The organism is Lutispora sp. QWL-02, assembly GCF_058315355.1.
In genome coordinates, this window is the sequence record NZ_CM177762.1 from 3,976,579 (window position 1) to 3,994,353 (window position 17,775).

General features: G+C 40.0%; 14 protein-coding genes. All 14 read right to left on the bottom strand.

All coding sequences use genetic code 11. The annotated features are described in order from the left end of the window. Positions 1–11: 11 nt before the first annotated feature. The 14 genes from AC4HCY_RS18970 to AC4HCY_RS19035 all read right to left on the bottom strand — a co-directional run bounded on the left by AC4HCY_RS18970 (position 12) and on the right by AC4HCY_RS19035 (position 17,561). Entirely contained in the window at positions 12–1,991 is a 1,980-nt protein-coding gene (locus tag AC4HCY_RS18970; protein ID WP_491094889.1) for a methyl-accepting chemotaxis protein, read from the bottom strand. Positions 1,992–2,251: 260 nt separating this feature from the next. Beyond that, positions 2,252–3,359 (bottom strand): peptide chain release factor 2 gene (prfB, locus tag AC4HCY_RS18975; protein ID WP_491094890.1). Its coding sequence is split into 2 segments (ribosomal slippage): positions 2,252–3,283 and positions 3,285–3,359, totalling 1,107 coding nucleotides; the frame shifts between segments, so codons are not numbered across the junction. A 13-nt stretch (positions 3,360–3,372) separates the two neighbouring features. Next, positions 3,373–5,964, bottom strand: a complete 2,592-nt coding sequence (gene secA, locus AC4HCY_RS18980) for a preprotein translocase subunit SecA (RefSeq protein ID WP_491094891.1) — start codon at positions 5,962–5,964, stop codon at positions 3,373–3,375. Positions 5,965–6,423: 459 nt separating this feature from the next. Then, on the bottom strand, positions 6,424–6,993 hold the full coding sequence (locus tag AC4HCY_RS18985) for a DUF5317 domain-containing protein (protein ID WP_323433328.1): 570 nt from the start codon (positions 6,991–6,993) through the stop codon (positions 6,424–6,426). Next, positions 6,983–8,248: an HD-GYP domain-containing protein gene (locus AC4HCY_RS18990; RefSeq protein WP_491094892.1), complete on the bottom strand. Its 1,266-nt coding sequence runs from the start codon at positions 8,246–8,248 to the stop codon at positions 6,983–6,985. Before AC4HCY_RS18990 ends, AC4HCY_RS18985 begins: the two co-directional genes overlap by 11 nt. 205 nt (positions 8,249–8,453) lie before the next feature. Next, positions 8,454–9,086 carry a hypothetical protein gene (locus AC4HCY_RS18995; protein ID WP_323433326.1) on the bottom strand — a complete coding sequence of 211 codons (633 nt, stop codon included), beginning with the start codon at positions 9,084–9,086 and terminating at the stop codon, positions 8,454–8,456. Between the two features lie 202 nt (positions 9,087–9,288). Continuing rightward, positions 9,289–9,819, bottom strand: coding sequence for a ribosome hibernation-promoting factor, HPF/YfiA family (gene hpf, locus AC4HCY_RS19000; protein ID WP_323433325.1), 531 nt, complete (start codon positions 9,817–9,819; stop codon positions 9,289–9,291). Between the two features lie 526 nt (positions 9,820–10,345). Continuing rightward, the gene (locus AC4HCY_RS19005; RefSeq protein ID WP_323433324.1) at positions 10,346–10,627 is read right to left on the bottom strand and encodes a zinc-ribbon domain containing protein; all 282 of its coding nucleotides are present in this window, start codon (positions 10,625–10,627) and stop codon (positions 10,346–10,348) included. A gap of 409 nt (positions 10,628–11,036) precedes the next feature. Further along, a complete protein-coding gene (gene flgN / locus AC4HCY_RS19010) occupies positions 11,037–11,522 on the bottom strand; it encodes a flagellar export chaperone FlgN (protein WP_491094893.1) in 486 nt (161 codons plus the stop codon). Between the two features lie 39 nt (positions 11,523–11,561). Then, positions 11,562–11,954, bottom strand: coding sequence for a flagellar export chaperone FliS (fliS, locus tag AC4HCY_RS19015; protein ID WP_255226421.1), 393 nt, complete (start codon positions 11,952–11,954; stop codon positions 11,562–11,564). A gap of 32 nt (positions 11,955–11,986) precedes the next feature. Beyond that, the gene (fliD, locus tag AC4HCY_RS19020; protein ID WP_491094894.1) at positions 11,987–13,624 is read right to left on the bottom strand and encodes a flagellar filament capping protein FliD; all 1,638 of its coding nucleotides are present in this window, start codon (positions 13,622–13,624) and stop codon (positions 11,987–11,989) included. 5 nt (positions 13,625–13,629) lie between these two features. Then, complete coding sequence (locus AC4HCY_RS19025; protein ID WP_323433322.1) at positions 13,630–14,022, bottom strand: flagellar protein FlaG; 393 nt, start codon at positions 14,020–14,022, stop codon at positions 13,630–13,632. Positions 14,023–14,101: 79 nt separating this feature from the next. Further along, a complete protein-coding gene (amrS, locus tag AC4HCY_RS19030; protein ID WP_491094895.1) occupies positions 14,102–14,956 on the bottom strand; it encodes an AmmeMemoRadiSam system radical SAM enzyme in 855 nt (284 codons plus the stop codon). 40 nt (positions 14,957–14,996) lie between these two features. Further along, a complete protein-coding gene (locus tag AC4HCY_RS19035) occupies positions 14,997–17,561 on the bottom strand; it encodes a sensor domain-containing protein (RefSeq protein ID WP_491094896.1) in 2,565 nt (854 codons plus the stop codon). Positions 17,562–17,775: the final 214 nt, after the last annotated feature.

A 17,775-nucleotide genomic window follows, 5' to 3' on the forward strand; every position in this document is an offset into this window, starting at 1 on the left:
CTTAATTTAACCTATAATTTAAACCTTCCAACAGTCTTTTGAAGGCTCTCTGCCATCTCGCTCAGCTTGGATGCGGATTCATTTATCTGCTGCAAAGCAGAGGCTTGTTCTTCGGTGCCCGCCAAAATGTTCTGAGTCCCCTCAGAGGTAGAAGCAGATATCTGGCTGACATTATCCAATGATCCTATTATTCTGTCCATATCATTCTTGAGATGATAGATAGAATCGGATACGGCAACAATTTTTTCCGAAACGGATTGAATCATAGAAATTATGGTATCAAAGTCACCATAAGCCTTTCTTATGGCTTCTGCACTATGATCCACATCATTCAATCCTTTATTCATGGCATCCACAGTATCCTGGGTCTCCTTCTGTATTTCACTTATAACCGTCTCTATATCCATGGAGGCTCCCTTGGTCTGATCCGCCAGGTTCCTCACTTCATCAGCCACGACAGCAAAGCCTCTCCCTGCTTCGCCTGCTCTGGCAGCTTCGATGGCGGCGTTTAGGGCAAGCATATTGGTTCTGTCCGCAATATCCCTGATGATATTTACTATGCCTGTAACCTCTGAGGATTTTACTCCAAGCTTCTCCACCAAAGCAGCTGAATTTTCTACATTAGTCTTTATTGTCTCCATGCTCTCATTGACCGCTTTAATATTATCGGTTCCTTCCTGAGCTCTCTGTGCTGCTTCTCTGGCATAATCAGCTACTTCCTTGGAATCCCCGGACACCCTTTCAACAGAAGAAGATACTTCATTGGCAATGTTTGTGGTCTCACCCAGCGAGCCGATCTGTGAAGATGCCCCGTCTGCCACATGATCAACGATGGCGGAGATCTCCTGAATCGAAGCGGCGCTGATATTGGCATTTTCACTCAAGCCCTGAGAAAAAGCAGTTACTTCTTCTACCGCTTTATTTACTTCTGTCAGGATTCCCGCCAGGGAATCCGCCATAGAATTAAGAGAACTTTGAAGCTTGCCGATTTCATCATTGGATTTGACGGTTATACGCTTTGAAAGAATTCCATTTTGGTATTCCTCGGCCACTTTAGTCATTGCCAAAAGCGGCTTTGTTATCATCAAGGCCAACCAGTAGCTTGCTGCAGCAGCAATAATAAATGATATGATTGCGATAATTGCATACCTGTTTTTCTCCTTTTCCACCGGCTGTAAGACTTCCCAAAGCTTTATCTCGCTGATCACTCCCCACCCCGTTGACGGTATGACATCATATGTACCCATTACTTTCTCGCCTTCACTGTTCTCGTACTGCCCGGTACCGCGCTCTCCTTTTATGACCTTCGTGGCTCCTTGTATCATGTTGGTTACCGCATTATAGCCGTTAAGGACCTTTTCCTTGTATTGTGGGTGGGCCAATACTGCGCCATTTCTATCAACTATATATGTATAGCCTGTCTCACCTGTTTGTATCTTTTGACAGATGCCTTGTATGTAGTCAAAACCGATATGTGCGCTCATGACTCCGGCAGGCTTTTGACTCTGGTCCAATACAGGGACAGCTATGATAAATACCGGAAGTTTTGTCCTTTTGTCGAAAAACGAATTTGAAATGTAGCGTTTGCCTCCCAAAGCTTCTGTAAACCAAACCTCTTGGCTTGCGTCGCTTCCATTTAGGGATGTGTCTGTGGAGAAGAGAATATTGCCCTTTTCATCAGTTAAGGTGGCTTGCTTTATGCTTTGATCGGAGGCAGCCAGCTTTCGTATTGCCCGTTCCTTTCCAATAGGGTCAAGAGATAATAGATCCGCAGATTGAGGTATGATTTCTATAATCTTTGTCGTCTGGGTGATGTAATTGTCAAACTTCTCCAAGTAGCTCTTATTTACCGATTCATTGAGAGCTTGTATACTTGCTGTCATGTTTTCTGTAGATGATTTCAAGCTTAAAGAAAGTTGTACGAAGAGGGGCGCGATGGTAAAAATAATAACCACAAGAGAGATCCTGAATTTTAAAGTAAAAATTTTCAAAGATTTCTTCCCCCTGTCCTTTTAATATTAAGAATGCTGTCCGAAGGTTTAGCGCAGCTTATATAAATCAGCGGCGGTTAACCATCAGATAAAATTAGAGTTAATTAACAGAATAGAACAATAATTGCTTAATGATTATATTTTACCAAATTTTTTGCAAAAAGACATCATTTTCAACACAAAAACACTCCCATGTACATTTTGTGACTTTTGTCCTATATCCCTATGAATATGATGCCATAAATATCATAAAGACAGGCCTAAGCCTGTCTTCTCCATTTCAGATATGCATTAATAAAATTATCTATATCTCCGTCCATCACGGCGTACACATTTCCTGTCTCTTCGCCGGTCCTATGATCCTTTACCATGCTGTAAGGGTGAAAAACGTAGGAACGTATCTGGCTTCCCCAGGCTATTTCCCTATATTCTCCCTTAATGTCTTCTATTTTGTCCTTCTGCTCCTGCTCCTTTATTTCAAGGAGCTTGGCATAGAGCATCTTCATAGCCATTTCCCTGTTGCTGTGCTGAGACCTCTCATTTTGGCATTGAACAACAACTCCTGTAGGTATATGAGTGATCCTCACCGCCGATTCGGTTTTGTTCACGTGCTGGCCTCCGGCCCCCCCTGATCTGTAGGTGTCAATCCTCAGATCCTCAGCATTTATATCAATTTTCACACTATCATCCAGTTCAGGCATTATATCTACAGATGCAAAAGAGGTATGCCGCTTCCCTGCCGTATCAAAGGGCGATATCCTCACCAGGCGATGTACTCCCTTTTCTGATTTCAAGTATCCGTAAGCATTTTCTCCTTCTATCAAAAGAGCAGCACTCTTGATACCTGCTTCAGTATCCTTCAGCATATCAAGAATCGTAATGCTGTATCCCTTGCCCTCTGCCCATCTGGTAAACATTCTGAGGAGCATTTCAGCCCAATCCTGGGCTTCTGTGCCTCCTGCCCCGGCATGAATGGTAAGTATGGCGCTGTTTCCGTCAAACTCTCCTGTGAGAAGTGTTTCCATGGTAAACTGCTCTATATTCTTCTTCAATCCTTCAAGCTCATGCTGTATTTCATCCAATAATGAGGAGTCTTCCTCTTCCTCGCAAAGATCCATAAGAACCTTCAAGTCTTCGAAAGCTTTTTTTAAATCTTCTATTCTTTCTAATTTTTCCTTGAGCCTCTTTGATTCCTGCAGCACTTTGGCAGCATTGTCAGAGTCATTCCAAAAGTCCTGCTGCTCCATCTTGCTGTGTGTTTCTTCGAGCTGCTCCTTCAGTCTTCCCGGGTCAAAGTGACACCTCTATATCATTGATTGCCGCCTCCAAATCCGGCAGCTCAAATCTGTATTGTTCAAGTTCAATCATAACTTTTTCCTCCTTAATTCTCTTTCCCGCAGCATTTTTTATATTTCTTGCCGCTGCCGCAAGGGCATGGGTCATTTCTGCCTATCTTTTCTTCCTTCACAACGGGCTTATAGCCGCCGCTTTGTTCCTGATTCGTGCTGACTTCTTCCGCAACCTGCTCTCTCTGCGGTATTCTGTTAACATTCACGCTATATATATATTTTATAGTCTCCTGCCTTATATTCTTTATAAGCTCCAGGAACATGTCATAGCCTTCAATCTGATAAGCTTGAACCGGGTCTTGCTGCCCAAAGGCTCTGAGGTTTATGCCGTCTCTCAGCTGATCCATAGCATCCAGATGATCCATCCACTTAGAGTCCACAACCTTTAGCAGTATAACCCTCTCCAGCTCTCTCATGTTCTCTGAACCTACCTCTGCCTCTTTGGCCTCATATAGCTTCAGGGCTCTATCCATTAGAGCATCATTCAGTTCTTCCTTTGTCAGTCCGCTGATATCCTCAACCTTCAAAGCTCTCTTAGGTAGGAAGATCGACTGGAGATATTCTAAAAGCCCTGCAATGTCCCACTCTTCGGGATATTGGCTTCCTACCGTAAAGTTATTTACCGCATCGGAAACCACTTCTTCCAGCATATCCATGATGGAAGCCTTAATATCTTCTCCCATCAGCACCTGGCGCCTTTGAGCATATATGACTTCTCTTTGCTTGTTCATTACATTGTCATATTGGAGCACATGCTTTCTTATATCAAAGTTTCTCGATTCAACCTTCTTCTGAGCATTTTCTATAGCTTTGGTAAGGAGCCCATGTTCTATAGGCATATCCTCCTCCATGCCGATTGTCTCCATAAGGTTCATTATCTTGTCTGAGCCGAAAAGCTTCATAAGATCATCTTCCAAAGATATATAGAATCTGCTGCTGCCCGGATCTCCCTGCCTGCCTGAACGCCCTCTCAGCTGATTGTCTATACGCCTGGACTCGTGTCTCTCTGTTCCTATTATATGAAGGCCTCCCAGTTCCTTGACTCCTTCGCCCAGCACGATGTCCGTACCTCGGCCGGCCATGTTTGTAGAAATTGTGAGAGCATTCATTTGTCCGGCTTTGGCTATTATTTCGGCTTCTTTCTCATGATACTTGGCATTCAGCACCTCGTGAGGTATTCCTCTTTTCTTAAGCATGCTGCTTAGAAGCTCCGACTTTTCTATGGATATGGTGCCGACCAGTATAGGTCTGCCCTTGCCATGAAGCTCCCCGATCTCATTTACCACAGCATTGAATTTACCTTTCTCATTTTTATATATAACATCAGGGCAGTCTTCTCTTATCATGGGCTTATTTGTAGGTATCTCTACAACATCCAGATTATATATGGCCCTGAATTCATCTTCCTCGGTCTTTGCAGTACCCGTCATGCCAGCAAGCTTTTGATACATCCTGAAATAGTTTTGGAAGGTTATGGTTGCCAAAGTCTGGCTTTCTCTCTCTATCTTTACCCCTTCCTTTGCCTCAATGGCCTGATGCAGGCCATCGCTGTACCGCCTTCCATACATGAGCCTTCCGGTGAATTCATCTACTATTATTACTTCTCCGTCCTTAACCACATAATCGATATCATTGTTCATCAGCGCCCTTGCTTTTAAGGCTTGATTGATATGATGCTGTATCTCCATGTTTTCCGGATCGGCTAAGTTTTCTATGCCAAAGAATCTTTCTGCCTTTTCTACTCCAGCTTCAGTAAGTATAACCGTCTTTGCCTTGGGATCGACAGAATAATCCCCTTTATTCTTGATGGTTTCTTCGTCCTCTTCCTCACCCTCAAAATACTTGCTCAGCATCTCCGCCTTGCTCTCATCCTTGGTATCGGCTCCTCTCTTTAATGTCTTAACAAAGTTGTCTGCCACATAATAAAGGTGGGTGGATTTCTCCCCAACACCGGATATGATCAGAGGGGTTCTGGCTTCGTCTATCAAAATGCTGTCCACTTCATCCACTATGGCAAAGTTGAGCTCTCTTTGAACCATCTGCTCTTTGTATATAACCATGTTGTCCCTCAGATAGTCAAAGCCGAATTCATTATTGGTGCCGTAGGTAATATCAGAATTGTAGGCTTGCTGCCTTTCGCTGTGATCCAGGCCATGGACTATAAGGCCTACGGATAATCCCAAGAAATTGTAAACCTTGCCCATCCATTGGCTGTCACGGGTTGCCAGATAATCGTTTACCGTCACTACATGGACTCCCTTGCCTTCCAGTGCATTGAGATAAACCGGCAAAGTAGCCACTAAAGTCTTACCTTCACCGGTTTTCATCTCAGCAATCCTGCCCTGATGAAGTACCAGGCCGCCTATGAGCTGGACTCTGAAATGCCTCATGCCCAAAACTCTTCGTGAGGCTTCCCTCACTACGGCAAAGGCTTCGGGCAAAAGATCATCCAAGGTTTCACCGCCGGCAAGCCTGGATTTGAACTCATCAGTCTTACTTCTAAGCTCTTCATCGCTGAGAGCTTGCATTTTGGGTTCAAGAGCTTCGATCTCATCTGCCAGCTTATCCAGCTTTTTTATTTCTCTATCATTCTGGCTGCCGAATATTTTTGTCAAAATTGACATATATCATCACTCCTATTAATTCTCCATATCCATAAACATTCATTTAATTTTAACATAATAAAATTATTATAACAATAAAAATGGAGGGTATTCCTCTGAGGTCTAGGAAAACGGGGAACATGGATTAACACAGATTTTTTTACGGAATTACACTGTTTCCTTTTTACCTTATCTATAAGAACAGCATCAGTGTGCCAAACCATACTTAAACTATACCTTTTAGACTGGGAAATTCTCTATAATTCTTCATCAAATTCAACTTAGTATAATATTAATGATTCCACACTATTGCATAATTTAAGCATTCCAATATTTTTACACACTAAATCATTATAGTTTGCGATTTAATATAACAGACAAAAGAGAAACACCGGTTAATATTAAAAAAGCACGAAAATCCGCGGTTAGATATAAAAACTATCTTCCGTGAAAATTCGTGTTCTCCGTTCCTCTATTTCCCTATTTCCCTATTTGCCCATTAACTCCTTTGCCCAGCATAAGATGCTGTACGTATATAAATACTCCTGCTGCCATGAATATATCTCCCAGGCTATATACCTTGGGCCGCGGATAATACTTGGGCAGTGCCAAAATATCCGATAAAAACCTAAGCTTTGTAGCATCATTTATCAATGTATGGGTTATTATCCGGCCTTGTTCTATGGCAGCGGCATTATCAAGCAATCCTACAGAAATCAGGGCTTCCTTTGATATAGGCATTTGTCCGCCGTTTGCCATTATGACTATAAAGTTAAGCAAAACTCCTGCAGTGATGATCCAGAACGGATATTTATCAAGATTCATAAATAATCCAAAGAATAATAATATATATGACAACAGATGGATGAATGGTATTCCATCCACCACTAATTTCACGCCTTTGGAAGCAAAATATACTGCTGAAAACTCCACCAAGAAGGAAGCTCCTATAAAATACCATCCTCTAATCTCTCCCGAGGATATATTTGAGAATTTCCCTCCCCTGGCCTTTCCTACCAGCAGGCCTCCTCCCAGACTTTCAACCAGCAACTTTCTCTACCTCCCCTTTGTATCCCATCATATCTATGAATTCCTGGGCTACTATAGGATTGAACAAAATCCCTGACTCCCTCTTTATTATCTCTATAGCTTCCTCATCGGTCATGGCCTTTCTATAGGGCCTGTCGGAGGTCAAGGCATCATAGACATCTACTACACACAAAATACATGACTCTATGGAAATCTCGCTTTTCCTTTTACCGTTGGGATATCCCGAGCCATCGAAATGCTCATGGTGGCTTAGGATAATATCTGCAGTTGCTTTTAAAAAATCAATCTCCTGGATGATCTTGGAGCCTATGGCGGGATGAAGCTTTATCTTTCCGTATTCGTCATCGGTGAGCCTGCCGGGCTTGTTTAAAATATGCTCGTCCACACCAATCTTGCCTATATCATGAAGCATTCCTGCCAGCTTAAGATTTTCTGTGGTTCTATGAGAAAGTTTCATCCTCTGTCCCAGCTTATAAGCCAGCTCGCTGACCCTCTGGGAATGGCCTTGAGTATAAGGGTCCTTGGCTTCTACAGCCTGGCATAATGCTTTTACAGTGTCCAAATACATATTTCTCATATCTACATACATCTTAAAAGAATATCTGGCCAGAAGCAAAGGCCCGAAAAACAATAGGACTCCCAGCTTGCCATAGTTTAAATATGCTAAAGACATAATTATGCCTAAAGGAGCAAGAGCCAAATAGTCCTTTATTACCCAAAACACATTTGTATATAATAATTTAAATATATTATCACCTGACAATATAGTCATTAATATCGACATTATTATAGAATTAACAACGATGCTCACCATTATACTAGTCACTATAGGTAATATGTTGATAAATTCGATTTGGCCTGTGATACCCCCTAAGGCTTCATAACAAAGTCCTGCCAAGCCTGATGAGAGAACTATATTGGCACCGTTGAACAAAGTCTTGTATATAGGAGTATTAAATATATGTGCATATTTACCTTCCTTATTCAATATCCTAAACATAATACCTATACCTGCTATCCAGCTTGCTTCTGGTATACCAAACACGATCAACGCAGTAAGGCCTATAGCAAAGCCTACAGAAATCCCTCTCTGATTCGGAGTAGAAATTGCAAGTGATTCTGCTGCCACCGAAAGTAAAGTAAAAAAAACTAATCCATATATATCAGTAAAATTAGCTCTATCAAAAGTAAATATTATAAAAGAAACGCCTAGTAAAATAACTGCTGTAACATATAACTTCAGGTTTTTAGGCATAAAAACACTCCTTCATTAATTGACCGGCATTTCTCAATGCCCTACCACCAGCTCTGCCAAGCTCCTCCAGCTAATATAAGAGAAAGTATAGTTATCAATATGGAAACTATCTTTTTCACGGTTTGCCCTCCTTCTTTCTAAGGCTCTGTCCTTCCGCTAATCGAACAGGCAAACTCACTCCGCTAGAAAAAATGCCGGTCAAAATTTAAACTATTTTGCTTATCATTCTATTTAAAGCGTTGAGTGCGGATTTTACTACAGCTTCGTTTTCATCAGTCTTTATAAGACTGCTGCCTATAAGGAGATTCTCAGTATTTTTATATGTATATCCAACCAGACAGAGAAAAGCATCCCTGCCGGCAATTTTTGTCTTCTCGATGCCTTCGAGATAAAATATGCTGTTGGTATTGATAAAAGCCTCTAAGGCCAGTATGGTAGCCTCAGCTACAGCCTTATATTTATTGGTTGTGGATTTTACTTTAATGCTGACACCCTCAAAGGTCTTTTCTTCATTCTCAAGAACGACAGTAGCCTTGAGGCTGTTATCCATATTCATCATGGATATGCTGTCTATTTTCAAACGGTTATCCTTATACTCATTTTCTTCTATTTGAGCAACACTGATCACCTTATAATCGATCTCCATGTTGAATCTTGCGCTGACAGCTGATTGTATGTCCCGCACCAATTGCTTGATATTCCTGCCGGTAGAACATAAAACGTGAATATCTTCAACCTCATTCTTATCACCCAGTATGACCTTACAGGATAAGACATCCGGAATCCTGCAAACCAGAGACTTTATCTCTTCCTCCAACGCAATTTTATTATCATCCACAAAATTCGCCCCCCATAGATATGCTCGATCTATTATTATATTCGACCAAAACTTGTCAACTCCTCTTTATTGGCAAAAAAATGAATACGCCGGACTATAAACGTCCGGTGTTTATTATATTTGCCATAAGACAGAAGGCTGACAAATGGCTTTGCAGGCCGAATGAGTAAAAAAAAGGCTTCTAAATATAGAAGCCTTTTTGCTAAAACTCCGGTTCTATTAAACCGTAATCTCCGTCTTTTCTCTTGTAGACCACATTGACTTCATCGCTCTCTGCATTATGAAACATAAAGAAGCTGTGCCCCAAAAGCTCCATTTGCAGAACCGCTTCTTCTACAGGCATCGGTTTCATGGCAAATCTCTTAGTCTTAACTATTTTAGGCTCTTCATCGTCGTCATCCTCTTGATTAAAGGAGAAATTCTCGAATCTCACACTGCCGTCTTTTATCTTTCTTTCAAGCTTTGTTCTATATTTGGCAATCTGACTTTCCAGCTTTTCCACAACGTTGTCAATGGATGAGTACATATCCTCGGTAGCCTCTTCACCCCTCAAAATAATACCATTAAAGGGAATTGTGACCTCAATAATATGTCTGTTCTTTTCTACTGTCAAAGTTGCGTTTGCTTCAGTATCAGGATTGAAATACTTCTCAAACTTAGATAGCTTCTTCTCTACTCTCTCCTTCAAGGCATTTGTTACTTCAATATTCTTTCCACTGACTCTTATGCGCATAAAAACATCTCCTTTCGCAACTATTATGCTACCGTTTATATATAATTTATTCTACATCAGGTTAAATAATCCTTCATTTATTTATCCATTATTTAGTTATATTTATCACATTCATTATTTTCTAAATATCTATAATATTATGGAATATTTATGTAATTCAATTCTTACTGTTAACTATAAAAAATTGTCAATTTGTGATGAATACTTATTAGGTTACATAATAGAACAAAGAACTGTGTATTCTCAAACCTTGCTCAGGCTTTCGTAAAAAAATAGGAGAATTTATCTAAATCACAATCTTATCCACATATAATTGACCCCATCCTGTGGATAATGTGCATAACTTTGTTGATAACTTGAGTTTCCAAGGTTAATACTGTTGAAAGATTGTTGATTACCTGTGAAAGAAAAAAATGTCGAAATCTCTAGAAACCATGCATGTATAAAAATTTGCTATTCGCTTATATAAATACATTAAAAAAGATAAATAAAAAAGCCACATAATGTGGCTATTTTATTTACCTTTTTATCTTCTAGCGTCAAAGCATTCCTTGCAATATACAGGTCTATCATTTGTTGGTTTGAAAGGAACCTGAGTCTCTTTGCCGCATTCTGCGCATACTGCATCATACATTACTCTTTCTCTTTTTGCACCGCCATTGCTGCTTGCTTTTCTAGCAGTCCTGCAATCTTTGCATCTTGCAGGTTCGTTCTGGAAACCTTTTTCTGCGTAGAATTCCTGTTCTCCAACGGTGAACACGAAATCCTGACCGCAATCCTTGCATACTAACGTTTTGTCCTGAAACATGAAAATCCCTCTTTCCTTAAATACTTTAGGCTAGTGCCGGTCTCCAGAACTTTTTTTGGGATTTAAGTTTCCAGAAAAACGTTCTTGACCTAATCACATATACCCGATAATATAAATTTACCAGCTGACCTGGTCTTTGCCCCCACACTCGCCGCCGGGAAGTTTCGCTCAAGCAGTTATGCCCCTCACTACAGCTCCTCTCAGGTTAAAACCTGGACGGACTTACCCCTAAGCCGCACCATGCTCGCAAAGTATTTACTTTGTTTACGTGGATCGCTTTGCCTGCGACTGGCATCGATTTTCAACCACAGACCTGGTAATTTACTACTTTTATATTATATACTTTATTATTAGAATATACAAGATTTTTGTATGTATTTATTAAATATTTGTACAAATTGTACGAATTCTACTTTTTTCTATCAATATATACTCCGCCTACATTAACATTAGGTGTTTCATATGCTTTTAATGATTTTTTCCCAAGCTTTACTGTCTTTAATTGTCTTTTTATACCATCGATCAAGTCCGAAACTCTGCCTTTGTTTTCCTCCTCCAGCTTCATTATATCACCAGCCAAATCCAGAATTTCACCTGTAATTTTTTTAACAATTTTCAGCTGGGGATAGCTTTCAGCGTCTATGCTATCCAAAGTATCCACCTTTAACTTTGATTTCATAAGCTGATAGATTTCGGCAAAAGCTTGATCAATACCTTCGATCATATCGATTTCTTTTTGCTTTTCATCTATAAATCTGCTCAAGTTTTCTCCCTGGTTTTTATCAATATCAGCTTTTTGAGCTAAAGTCAGCTTATGTATTGATTCCATAGAAGTTTTCTTTTGCTCCAGCAAGCTCTGAAGCTTTGATATCATATCCATTACATCCATATCCATATTATCACCTCAAAAAAACAGGGCATGATCACCATGCCCTTATTTATTCACTGTCTGGCGGTTTTTGGCCAATTTCATAGCCTGAGACCAAGTATTTCTCAAATCTTCTGCAAAAACCACTACCTCTTCTATGGCAGCCTTATCCTTTTTAATATTTGCATTTACCAGCTGCCAGTTCATATATTCATAAATAGAGTATAAATTTTTAGAAATATCATAATCCATATTCAAAGTGCTCATAAATTCTTCTATTATATTTTGAGCTTTAATAATGTTATTATGCGCGCTTTGAGGGTTATTCTCCTCAATAGCTTCTATCCCAAGCTTCAGAAATTTCACCAATCCGTTATATAGCATCAGAGTCAATTCTTGAGGCGTGGATGTATTGATCACGTTTTGCTGATATTGCTGATATGGATTTGCTGTTACCATAAATCTGTCTCCCCCATTTCGATTCTTTATCCTTACTTGCCTCCAAAGCTCTGTGCCAACCATGCAGACTGAGAATTCATCCTGCTTAAGGCGGTTTCTAATGCTGCAAACTTCATATAAAGAGCATTCTCTTTATCGTAAAGCTTCTCTGTAAGATCATATATCAGCTTTTCCTTGTCGCCAATCTGCTTGACCATAGTACTTTCGAATTCTGTCAAATCACCGATTATTCCTGCTTTCTCTAAGAGCAAGCCCTTCTTGCCGTCTGCATTCCTTGTAGTTCTTATATTATCCTCGATTACATCAAAAAGCCTTTCTATTATGCCGCTTCCGTCATATCTTTCTTTTCTTTCAGCTGCAGTTGCATTTGGATCATATCTTTTCTCAGGCTGCTTCGCAAATATCTCCATTACCTTGTCCGGATTATCGGCAATAGCTTTTTTCAGCTTTTCATCATTAATATTGAGCCTGGCGCCTTCTCTCCAATCTCCTGTAGAAATGCCTATGGAAGCAAGGGTTCCTGCTCCCGTATTGTCTCCCATAGCTCTTCTCAAGTTATATAATACGTTGCTCAACAGACCGTCATTTCTGACAAGACCTTTTTTGGCGTTTTCTTCCCACTTTTTAATTTCATCTTCATTCATCGCATCCCTTTGGTCATCTGTGAGAGGCAGGTAATATGAACCGTATCTCCCTCCGCTTTTGGGCCTTGATTCGTTTGTCTTAGCAGTTATTTTGTCTACGATCTCATTGTATTTGTCTATAAAAGTCTTTATCCTGTCAAATATGGCATCCGTATCCTGGGCAATGGTTACCTTGGTTTCCCCTAGGCCATTCAGAGTGTAGGTTACTCCGTCAATGGTGAATATGTTGGAAGCGTTGGTAGAAGCTTTGCCATCAAGCTCAAACGCAGCATCTTCGCCATAAGCTTTGGCCACATACGTAGCATCTCCGTCTTTATTAAAGCCGATAGCATCGAAAAAGCCGCTGTCATCCTTGATCTCAATCCTTGCACTTGCCCCAGTAGACTTGCTGACCATCTCAAACTTATCTAAAAATGAGCTATAGGAAATCTTTACACCAGCTTCGCCATTGTTTATGACGGACATAAGATCAGAAAGTTTTTTACCTTTATCAATTTCTATCGTTTTATCATTTATTTCAAACTTAAGCTTTCCTTCTGCTGTAAAAGTTATACCACTAGCATCTCCGCCTAATTTATCCCTTACCGTTTCTATTGTATCGCTAAGGCTTAAACTTTCATCATCACCAGGCACTATATTCTGTGCTCCGGAAATTTTGGCCGTATCAGCCATCTTATTGACCTTAATCGTGTGCTCCATCATAGAAACCTGGGAGTTCGCCGATGCGGTTACAACACCCTCTACCGAATACTTGCTCTTATATGCATAATAGGTGTTTGCTGACCTCATATTGCTGGCAGGCCTGATAGCATCAAAAAACTCATCCTTAAAACCTTTCAGTATACTGCTGAAGGATCTGTAGTCGTCTCTTTTCCACTCCAACAGCTGTTTGTCCTGTTTGACCTTGTCAACCTTCATCCTCTCTACGCGCATCATCTGCTGAATGATGCTGTCGGTATCAAGTCCTGAAGCCATACCGGTAAATCTTAGCTTCGAATTTAACATACCTGAGATATTATTAACCATAATATCTACCTCCTTTCATCCACCAAGATACCTGCCATTTCCCACATCTTGGCTACCATATCAAGTATCTTTTCCGGTGGGATTTCCCTTATAATCTCTTTCGTATCTCTATTGATAACCTTCACCATAATCTGTTTTGTGCTTTCATGTATTGAATACTCAAAGCTGCAGGTGGCACCGGTAATGGCTTTGTTAGCCCTCTCTATCATGTTTATCCATACGGATTCATCAATAGAAAGCTCATATTTTGTTTTTTGAGACAACTCCTGATAGCTGTAGTTATCCTTCTGACTATTGCTGCTTATTGGCTGTACATTGCTCGCATTTTTTCTCACTTCGCTGCTGATACTAGCAGTTTTCTGCATAGGCGAAATATTCGTTACAGACTCAATTCTCACAATTATCTCCCTCCATGGAAAAAAATTAAATCCTTTATTAATATATATCGTAATAATAAAGGATTTTCTTTAGCATTATTTACATATTTCCCAAATATACATGATTCAGATATTGCCGGGCAATATGCCTGCTTTTTAGCATCACATCTATATCCGTGGGGGGCAGGGTCATCTTGTAGGTTGGGAAATACCGGGACAGATGAAGGGGAATATCCCTATCCAAACTGGCTAAATAAGAAGCTATACTTGCTACTTCTTCTGGCGAATCATTGAGGCCGCTGACCAAAAGCGTAGTTATTTCTACATGACATTTATCATAGGACTCTTCTATGGTTCTTTTCACATGCTCTATATCTCCGCCGCATACATTCCTGTAATAATCCTTATGGAAGGCCTTTAAATCAATATTCATGGCATCCACATAGGGGAGAAGCTTTAATAGAGGCTCCCTTTGGATATATCCATTGGTAACCAGAACCGCCTTAAACTCAGGATATCTTTCCTTCAGCAACTTTGAGGTATCATACACATATTCATACCATATGGATGGTTCATTGTAGGTAAAGGCAAGGCCTATATTGTCCTCCGCAGATCTGCAAAGCTCTGCCAGCTCATCCGGTGATATATACCTGCTCTCGGCTCTGTAATGAGCTATCGAATAATTTTGGCAAAAATCACAAGAAAAGTTGCAGCCGAAGCTGCCCACAGATAATATTTTCCTTCCCGGCTCAAATCGATACAAAGGCTTCTTTTCTATAGGGTCCATGGCTATTGCTGTTATCTCTCCATAGTTCATAGTACTGAGAGCATCATTCATGTTGGTTCTAACAGAGCACAATCCGGATTTACCCTGTGCTATCACGCAGCTGTGAGGACATAATAAGCATCTTATTTTATCATCATGCTTTTCCCAAAATTCCGCATCCTTTATCATAAAACCACTCCTCGTATGATCTAAAATTTCACAGGAGAAGCTAGGACAGCAAATCCATATAGTTCTTATTGAAAATCTTTTCCACTTCTTCCTGTTTTATAGGCTTGCTGAATAAGTATCCCTGAAGGTAATCGCTCCCGGCTCTTTTCATCCTTTTGAATTCCTCTATCTCCTCTACGCCTTCAGTCACTACCTTCATATTCAGGCCATGTATGAGCGCTATCAACCTGCCCATTATCTTTATGCTTTCCAATTCTATAAATTTATCCTTGAGGCTCTTATCCAGCTTTATTTTATCTATGGGCATAAAAGTGAGATAATTCAACGAAGAATAGCCTGTCCCGAAATCATCCAGGGAAATTATTACTCCCAAAGCTTTTAACCTGTTTAGAATATTTATTATTTCATGTTTTTTCTCTGCAAAAATGTTTTCCGTTATTTCTATCTCCAGCAGCGAAGGGTCTACGCCATAATCCTCTAATATTTTGCTGATATATTCAACCAGACTGACATCATAAAACTGTCTTGGAGATAAGTTTACAGATACAGGCACCGGCTTATAACCTTTTCCAGCCCATATGCTTATCTGTCTTACCGCTTCTTCTATCACCCATTTCCCTATGGGCAATATAAGTCCTGTTTCTTCCGCTATAGGTATAAATTCCTCAGGAGGAATATTATTGTCTCTTATTCTCAAAAGAGCTTCAAAAGAGGAAATATATCCTGTCCTTGTTTCTATTATAGGCTGGTAAAGCAATAAAAAGTTTTCATTCCTAAGAGCTTTTCGCAATGTGTTCTCTATATTGATCTTATCATTGAATTTCTCCTTCATCTTTTCATCAAAGAATAAGTATCTGTTCTTGCCGGATTTCTTAGCGCTATACATTGCGATGTCCGCTTTGCTCAGAAGCTCATCAATACCGGTTCCGTCACCGGGGTATTGAACTATGCCCGCAGTCACAGTTATGCCGTTTTCCATATTATCTACAATGATTCTATTCCTAATAATATTTTTCAAATTTTGAGCATGCTCTGCTATCTTATGAGGCTCCTCTTCTTTAATAAGAATGAGGAATTCATCTCCCCCAAATCTAAAGGGAATTGTGTTTTCAGCGGCCCAATCCTTGAGCAATGCTGCAAAGCGTTTCAGCAATTCATCTCCATAGACATGCCCCAAAACATCATTTATATTTTTGAAGTCATCTATATCCAACAAAAGCAGAGCTCCCTTTTTATCGTTCCCCAGCTCCTTCACCAATATTTCTGTAAGCTTCCTTCTATTATAAAGTCCCGTTAAAGGATCATAAACTGCCAAGAATTTGATATACTCTTCCTTATGCTTCATCTCAGTAATATCAATCATCACTCCATGAAGGGCATTGATCCTATCTCTCTTGCCTTTGATCCCCTTGCCTCTTATCATATACCAATGGATCTCATCATCTTTGTCAATAATTCTAATCTGTGTATCGATCTCCTCTCCTGTCCCATCAATACATCTATCGATCTCATGGATCAGCAAGCTTTTATCCTCTTCATGAACGACTTCATTGATTATCTCATAGATGCTCTCCTTTTGAATAGCTTTATAACCAACTAAGTCCACAAAATTCTTTGAGAATTCTATTGTTTTTTTCCTGGTGTTTATCTCCCATATGAAGCTGCCGGTTGCTTCAATGGCTATTTCATATTTTTGCCTTAACTCTTCATTCTTTTCCGAATACTCCTGTATCTCATCATACTGAGCTCTCAGCTCTTCCTCGTTGGATACCAGCTGCTCTATGGTGGCCTCCAACTCCACATTGGTCGACTCCAGATCTTCCTTATATCTTGCCCTTTCAGTGACATTCGTATATATACCATAGCCTCCCAGCAGTTCATCTTCCACCTTCATAAGAATAGCCCTGATATTTACTACTATAGGAACCCCCATCTTTGTATATCTTACGTCTTCAAAATCTACTATGCCTTTCACAAACAGCTCTTCGGTCATTTGCACCGCTTTTTCTTTTAACTTTCTCGGCACCACCAGGTCATCAAGGTTCCTTCCTATACACTCTTCTCTCGTATATCCGAAAATCCTTAAAAAGCTTTCATTAACATCAAATATGGTATGGTCCTTATCAAAACACGCAATCCCATCAGGGCTATTGACAAAAAGAGTCTCATATCTTTTAAGCAATATATCCTGCTGTTTTTGAAACTTTATATTCTCACTTATATCTCTTGATATGGATACTACCGCTTCGACTTCTCCCTCATCATTAAAAATAGGCACCGCTTTTCCCCAGTCATAGTAATCCAATTTTGAACTGAATGTCTCACCCTCTACGGCACCTTCTCCATTTCTCATGAAGCCTGTATAATACCTTTTCTCCGCTTCCTCATCCGGCTTTAGCACCAGATCTATGAGTGTCGGTCTTTTGTATCCGTAAAATATTTCTGAATGTGCATAGTCTCCTTTGCCCAATACTCCTTCTCGCTTTACCCTTGTAAGACTTTCCATCGCACTATTCCATAATATTATCTTTCCCTCTTTATCTATAGCAAAAATAGGATCAGGCAGCACCTCAATAACTCTTTTAAAAAATTTCTCAATATTCATAAAGACTTCCCCTTCCCTATTCTTATGCCATATATCAATATGAAATCAGTACTTGCCGATGTGCTATAATATCGCTAACCCTGTACTCGACTTATATTTATTCTACTAAATTCGTTAAATTTCTACAATGTTTATATTATCGTAATTTAAAATCAATTCAAAAAATTGTCGCCGGTTTTATTTATTCTCTGTCATCGGGGTAAAAAAATAAGGA

What these genes read in the sequence shown, in the direction of transcription:
- flgN (WP_491094893.1), bottom strand. Translation starts at nt 11,522, where the DNA reads ATGGATATGGATGTAATGGATATGATATCAAAGCTTCAGAGCTTGCTG.
- fliD (WP_491094894.1), bottom strand. Translation starts at nt 13,624, where the DNA reads ATGGTTAATAATATCTCAGGTATGTTAAATTCGAAGCTAAGATTTACC.
- AC4HCY_RS19035 (WP_491094896.1), bottom strand. Translation starts at nt 17,561, where the DNA reads ATGAATATTGAGAAATTTTTTAAAAGAGTTATTGAGGTGCTGCCTGAT.
- fliS (WP_255226421.1), bottom strand. Translation starts at nt 11,954, where the DNA reads ATGGTAACAGCAAATCCATATCAGCAATATCAGCAAAACGTGATCAAT.
- AC4HCY_RS19005 (WP_323433324.1), bottom strand. Translation starts at nt 10,627, where the DNA reads ATGTTTCAGGACAAAACGTTAGTATGCAAGGATTGCGGTCAGGATTTC.
- hpf (WP_323433325.1), bottom strand. Translation starts at nt 9,819, where the DNA reads ATGCGCATAAGAGTCAGTGGAAAGAATATTGAAGTAACAAATGCCTTG.
- AC4HCY_RS18990 (WP_491094892.1), bottom strand. Translation starts at nt 8,248, where the DNA reads ATGCCTAAAAACCTGAAGTTATATGTTACAGCAGTTATTTTACTAGGC.
- amrS (WP_491094895.1), bottom strand. Translation starts at nt 14,956, where the DNA reads ATGATAAAGGATGCGGAATTTTGGGAAAAGCATGATGATAAAATAAGA.
- secA (WP_491094891.1), bottom strand. Translation starts at nt 5,964, where the DNA reads ATGTCAATTTTGACAAAAATATTCGGCAGCCAGAATGATAGAGAAATA.